We start from the raw sequence: 6,411 nt of genomic DNA, 5'->3' as shown, positions 1-6,411 counted from the left end.
CATTGAAATAAAATATGAAAAAAGTTTCATTATAGATTTAGACCTTCAATTTAACCTGCCAAACGCATCGCCAAACGCATCGCCATAGCTCGCGTTAGGGATTGAAGCGGGTACCCCGCAGCTAAAAAACAGGCTTTCTTATATAGAATAGATATTTCTGTATATAATGTATGTAACACATAAGAAAACAGCGAGGAGTTAGAGCGAAAAGCCCGACCCGAGAGTACCTGTACCTTTTAAGAGAAGAGGACGCATCGAGGGAACGCCCATGGAAATAGAAGAACTATTACGCAACCATAGTTAGATTCTTTCATCTTATTGAAAAATGAAAACCATGAAACATACTAAATTAACTATTGTAGCTATACTATTATGCACGCTACTATCATGCGATAAGGAAAATACACCCGCAGACAAACCAGGATTGGATGTAACTGGCTACTGGATAAATCCTGACTATTCGGCAAATCAAATTACATATACTAAGACCTACGCCTTACAGGAAAACGAATATGGGCTTGCTTTAAAAGCAGACCAATCGTTAATAGAAAGAAAAAATGCTGGTTGGTGCGGAACTCCGCCAATAACCTATGGAGACTTTGAGGGAAGCTGGTCGCAAAATGATTCTACTATATATATTAAGGTAGGCTATTGGGGAGGCAAAGAACAACGCGAGTGGAAACTAAAAAGCATCGATAGCAAAAAATTAACCATTGAGATTATTGATTACGCACACATACCTGAGGAATAATACTACTCGATTAACCCTTGGGACTGGAGGGTTGATTTCAAATTTTCGTGATACTTATTAAAGTTATCTTCAATTTGCGAAATCAAGGCTTGGCATGCTGGCATATCTATTATATTATCAAAGGCAGGCTCTTCTCTTAAAAATAACACAATCCAATACTGAATATCGGTTTGTTGAGCAAATAGACCAAGGTGCTCAATGGCCTTTTCTGTGTTATTTTGATATGAATAATAAGCAGATAAACTTAGGTTTTTATAAATAGATTCATCATTGGAAGCATATTGAAAGTATGCCTGTGATAAACTATCTGCCTTCTGAGTATAACCGAGCTCCTTACAAACCAAAGCCATTTTAATATCCTCTGAGGGAAATATGCGTAGTTTATACGTTTCCTTTGCCCACAGAAAGTCTTTATAATAAACATATGCCTCGGAATAATTACGCATGAGGTAATTCACCTTAGCTACTTCCTGTAGAATATCTAGACGCGTGGTATCTTTTAACAAGGTAGAGAACAATAAATCTTTTGTACGCGCATAGTTTTTATCCTTGCCTAATAATATATATGCTTTTACATATTGAGAGTATAAGTTATCGGGATTAAAAGCCAAGGAGGAATTTATATATTGCTCAGCCTCCTCTACAAAACCTGTTTGCATAAAGGCATTACTCAAATGTAAATGAACATAACTTGCGCTTGAAGAATCTTGAGCAGCCAAGTCTAGCTGTATTCCCTTTAAAGCATATTCTAGATATTTACCTGCATTGGGTATAAAAGTGGTATAAAAATCGGAAAGGGTATTTATTATTAATACGGAATTGGGGTTATACTCCAGTGCTTTTTCCAGAAAAGGAATGGCTTCGGCATACTCACCAATATTTATATAATAATATGCCTTGGCCTGCAAACTTTGTCCAAGATGCGCATCTAGTAAAAGAGCCTTATCGGCGTAATAGTTTATTTTAGCACTATGCTTTTTTTCGGCAAAGAAAGCATCTAAATAATAATAAGCAATGGCAATATCGGCATAGGCTCTGGCAAAGTTCTCATCTAACTCAATAGCCTTTTTAAAATAAACGATAGATTCCTCCAACCCCTCTCCCGTTTCCTGACGAAACAACTCCAAGCCTTTTAGAAAGGTATCGTAAGCTTCTAAGTTTTGCGTGGGCACTTTCTCAATCCTTTTTTGCTCTTCAGGAGTTATTATAACCTCAATATTATTGGCAATATTTTTAGCTACATCTATTTGCAACTGAAAAATATCCTCCACCTCTCGTTTATACTGTTTAGCCCACAACTGCCTGTCGCTATTGGATTGAACCAATTGTACATTGAGCATAATCTGATTACCTACCTTTTGACCACTTCCCTCCACAAAGTAACTTACATTAAGCTCGTGCGCAATTTCAGGAATTGTTTTAGTCGTGTTTCGGTATTGTTCAACCGTAGTCCTGCTCACCACCTTTAGTCCTTTCATCTTTTGCAGGCTACTCAGCACCGATTCCATCATTCCATTTACTATATATATGTTTGAAGAATCTGCACTTTCATTTTTAAACGGCAATACTGCGATGGTTTTATCAAGATCCATAACAGTATTCTGTCTTGGAATAAATATATACAGCAAAGCAATTGTACCGATTAGCAAGGCCAAAGCAACCATCAAATACCTTTTGTTAACTGGAGCTTTTTCTTGCTTTAACGGTTGAACTTCTTCCACCTTATTTTTCACTTCGCCAGGAGGGTAGCCATATTGCTCTCGAAAACATCGGATAAAATATGATGTACTTGCAAAACCAACTTGGTAAGAAACTTCTGAAACCGTTAACTCATCCTGCTTTAACAAGGTATAGGCATCTTGCAAACGAATCTGACTAATATATTTACTCACCGACACCTGAGCCAACTTTTTTACTTTGCGCAATAAATTAGACCTACTCATTCCTATTTCAGAAGCTAACTCAGCCACACCAAATTGTTCGTTTGATATGTTTTTACGAATCAATTCATCTAACTCGCTTAAAAAACTTTGTTCTTTTGGTGTCAATTCCGACATTATGAGGGTTTAAAATTACTTACTAAAGCATCTCAAAGATTAGTATTTATCTTAAAAGATACAACCAATAACACAAGAGAAATAAAATATAAAAGTTCGATAAAAACCGTCTTCTAATCCGCATTTGCATCATATTTTACATACATGCATCATAGTTTCATTGGATAAAGTATTATTACTATAGATTTCTTCATGATTGATTTATAGTGCATCACGAATTAACAGACCTTTACATTAAAGAATTTAAACAATAAAAACTTCAATCATGAAAACTATTTTAAAAAAACGAATCAGCGCTATGTTATTACTATCTTTAATAGCTTTTGGATCTTGCAATTCTCAGGCAAAAGAAAATAAAGCAGCAGCAAACTCCAGTAAAACAGAAATTACAACAGACATTCACACTGCTGCGTACTTAGGTAATTTAGATGAAATTAAAAAGCACCTGAAAGCAGGGACGGATTTAAACTCCACTGAACCTATGGGCGGTTCTACTCCTTTAATATCTGCAACAGTTTTTGGACACAATGAAGTTGCCATAGAACTTATTAAAGCTGGAGCCGATGTTAACGTACAAAACAAAGAGGGGTCTACAGCTCTACATTCGGCTGCTTTCTTCTGCAGAACAGAAATTGTAAAAGCACTTTTACAACACGGAGCTAAAAAAGATATTATCAATAAAGGAGGTTCTACAGCGGCACAATCTGTAGCGGATGATTTTGAAAAAGTAAAAGGCATTTATGATTTCTTTGGTACACAATTGGGTACATTAGGCCTTCAGTTAGACTATGATTTTATTAAAAATGAACGACCAATTATAGCCGAATTACTTAAATAAAAACAATGATGAACGAAAGAAGATACGATATAGATTGGTTGAGGGTAACTACAATTGGGCTATTATTAATATATCACGTAGCCATTGTTTTTCAGCCGTGGGCAATATTTATTGGTTTTATCCAAAGCTCAGAATCTTTAGAATCCATTTGGATACCTATGTCAATGATAAACACATGGAGGATACCTATCTTATTTTTTGTATCGGGCATGGGTGTGGCCTTTGCGCTCAAAAAGCGAAATTGGAAACAATTACTCGGCGAAAGAGCCAAACGAATATTCATCCCTTTTATAATAGGAATATTTGTAGTTGTACCTATACATTATTATATTTTTCAGTTTTACTACAAACACGACTTAAGTTATGCAGCTATCCCAAGTCACCTTTGGTTTCTAGGTCATATTTTTTCGTTTGTACTGATGCTATTACCTATATTTTTTTGGATGCAGAAAACGAACGAAAAAAATCCGGACAACTGGTTTGCTAGGCTCTATAGAAGTCCATTTATATTACCCATCATCGCATTAAGCTTTGTATTAGAATCACTTATTGTAAATCCAGGCATTTATGAGATGTACGCTTCAACACTGCATGGATTTGTATTCGGATTTATTGCTTTCTTTTGGGGGTTTAGTGCGGTTGCAACTGGCCTAAAGCTTCTGGATACTTGTTTAAAATACAGATGGACTTTATTCGTTTTAAGTTTAGCATTATTCGTTTTTAGATTATTGGTTTACGAATTAAAAGCTCCCAACTATTTAATGTCAATTGAATCTGCTACTTGGATATTTGCTATTTTAGGATTTACGAGTAGATATTTAAACAAACCCAGCGAAAAATTAAAATATTTGAGCGAAGCGGCCTACCCTATCTATATTTGGCACATGGCTTTTTTATATTTGGGTGCATATTTAATTCTACCTTTTGAAATGAACGTATGGTTAAAGCTATTATTAGTTAATGCCATCACCTTTTTGGGGAGTTTTGCCATTTATGAACTCATCATTAGGCGGGTAAAATTTATCAGACCATTATTTGGACTAAAATAGGAAATGCGGGACAGCGAATTTAGGTGTCCCGCATTTTCTATATTATACTTTGTAGCGCCAAGCGTCTATTTTATACTTTTTAATTCGAGTACCCAACATACGTTCGGTAATTCTTAACTCTTCAGCGGCCTTGGTAATATTTCCTTTGGTACTTGTTAAGCCTTCAATAATAAGTTGTTTTTCTAAACGCTCCAAAACACCTGTCATGCCTTCATGAGAACCCGTGGCTGTAGAGTCGGCAGTTTGCAAGGTTGGCGGTAAGTTATAACTATGAATAACATTATCGCGAGCCAAAATACAAGCACGTTCTATTACATTCTCTAATTCTCTCACGTTACCAGGCCAGCCATACACCATTAACATATCAATGGCTGAAGTAGTGATTCGCTTAACAGATGCTTTATTCTTTTTATTGAATTTATTGATGAAATAATCCACCAACAAAGGAATATCGTTACGTCGCTCTCTCAAGGCAGGTACAAAAATAGGGAACACATTGATTCTATAAAACAAATCCTCTCTAAAGGTTCCATCTTCAATCAGCTTTTCAAGATTACAGTTGGTTGCACAAACAATCCGCACATCTATCTTTATGGTTTCCGTTCCTCCTAAGCGCTCAAACTCTCGCTCCTGAATTACTCTTAATAGCTTTACTTGCGTAGATAAAGGTAAATCTCCAATTTCATCTAAAAATATGGTACCGCCATTGGCCATCTCAAAACGACCTTTGCGCATTTGGTCCGCTCCAGTAAAAGCTCCCTTTTCGTGCCCAAACAATTCACTTTCTATTAAAGAATCGGGCAAAGCAGAACAATTTACCTTAATCAGGTTTTTATTCTTTCTACTACTTTCAATATGCAAAGCGTCGGCCACTAATTCTTTACCAATACCACTCTCTCCTCGCACCAAAACGGTACTATTGGTTCGTGCTACCATTTCAATAAGGGAGAACACATCGCGCATTTTACTACTATTACCAATAATGTTTGTCGTAAAATTATTGGCTTTCACTTCTGATTCAAGCTCTATATTTTTTTGCTTTAAATCCTCTAACTCTTCTGCTTTTTCCTGACGATATTTAACTGTTTTAGCAATTAAAGACCCTACAATAGAGAGCAAATGAATATCTTCTTCGTAGGTTATATGCGGATTAAAAGGACGAACAACGCTTAACGCGCCTGTTGTTTTATTTTCCAACACAATAGGAATACAAATAAAAGTCAACTCCCGCCCCTCTTTATTCAGCTCTGACCTAGTTTTATTTAAAAATAAATTCGATTTAGAAATTTCCTGAATGACTATAGGTTGTCCTAGCTCAACTACCTTACCGATTACGCCTTCTCCCAAACGATATTTACCCAACGATTGTTGCTTCTGACTCATTCCATAAGCCGCCTCAATATATATATTGGAATTATTCCTATTAAAAATTGTCAAAAAACTTCGGTCAGCACCCAAGTGATCTACCACTATTTTCAATATAGGAGACAAGTCACTTTTAAGCTCCTTACTCGCAATTAATCGCTGACTAATCTCAAAGAGTAACGTCATCTCTTTTAAGCCGTAGCAATCCTCTCCTCCTTTTTTACAATTTGCATGCATAATTAACCCTCTAGTTGTAATCCGAAACCATTCAAAGCCCAAATATAACACTTTAACACACCACCCCTCCATATTCGCCCCACTACTCAGCTTATTTATACTCTTTCTTTCTAA

General features: G+C 36.0%; 5 protein-coding genes. 3 read left to right on the top strand and 2 right to left on the bottom strand.

Features of this window, described 5'->3' with window-relative positions; translation table 11 throughout:
- Positions 1 to 334 precede the first annotated feature (334 nt).
- A complete protein-coding gene (locus A8L32_RS20720; protein ID WP_143525182.1) occupies positions 335 to 751 on the top strand; it encodes a hypothetical protein in 417 nt (138 codons plus the stop codon).
- A 2-nt stretch (positions 752 to 753) separates the two neighbouring features.
- Here A8L32_RS20720 and A8L32_RS20715 read toward each other — a convergent pair whose 3' ends face one another.
- Complete coding sequence (locus tag A8L32_RS20715) at positions 754 to 2,808, bottom strand: helix-turn-helix domain-containing protein (protein WP_075591440.1); 2,055 nt, start codon at positions 2,806 to 2,808, stop codon at positions 754 to 756.
- A gap of 265 nt (positions 2,809 to 3,073) precedes the next feature.
- Here A8L32_RS20715 and A8L32_RS20710 point away from each other — a divergent pair, with 265 nt between their 5' ends.
- Together A8L32_RS20710 and A8L32_RS20705 are read left to right on the top strand one after the other, a co-directional pair.
- A complete protein-coding gene (locus A8L32_RS20710) occupies positions 3,074 to 3,646 on the top strand; it encodes an ankyrin repeat domain-containing protein (RefSeq protein ID WP_075591439.1) in 573 nt (190 codons plus the stop codon).
- Positions 3,647 to 3,654: 8 nt separating this feature from the next.
- Entirely contained in the window at positions 3,655 to 4,695 is a 1,041-nt protein-coding gene (locus A8L32_RS20705) for an acyltransferase family protein (protein ID WP_198931826.1), read from the top strand.
- Positions 4,696 to 4,737: 42 nt separating this feature from the next.
- On the opposite strand, the gene A8L32_RS20700 is transcribed toward A8L32_RS20705, so the two are convergent.
- Positions 4,738 to 6,297, bottom strand: a complete 1,560-nt coding sequence (locus tag A8L32_RS20700; protein WP_075591448.1) for a sigma-54 interaction domain-containing protein — start codon at positions 6,295 to 6,297, stop codon at positions 4,738 to 4,740.
- Positions 6,298 to 6,411 lie beyond the last annotated feature (114 nt).

The sequence above is a fragment of the Labilibacter marinus genome (genome assembly GCF_001659685.2).
Classification (GTDB): domain Bacteria; phylum Bacteroidota; class Bacteroidia; order Bacteroidales; family Marinilabiliaceae; genus Saccharicrinis; species Saccharicrinis marinus.
This window is presented reverse-complemented; position numbering and strand designations above follow the sequence as displayed.

Bases quoted from the DNA above. Each gene is read 5' to 3' on its own strand.
- A8L32_RS20710 (WP_075591439.1), top strand. From the start codon at position 3,074: ATGAAAACTATTTTAAAAAAACGAATCAGCGCTATGTTATTACTATCT.
- A8L32_RS20715 (WP_075591440.1), bottom strand. From the start codon at position 2,808: ATGTCGGAATTGACACCAAAAGAACAAAGTTTTTTAAGCGAGTTAGAT.
- A8L32_RS20720 (WP_143525182.1), top strand. From the start codon at position 335: ATGAAACATACTAAATTAACTATTGTAGCTATACTATTATGCACGCTA.
- A8L32_RS20700 (WP_075591448.1), bottom strand. From the start codon at position 6,297: ATGCATGCAAATTGTAAAAAAGGAGGAGAGGATTGCTACGGCTTAAAA.
- A8L32_RS20705 (WP_198931826.1), top strand. From the start codon at position 3,655: ATGAACGAAAGAAGATACGATATAGATTGGTTGAGGGTAACTACAATT.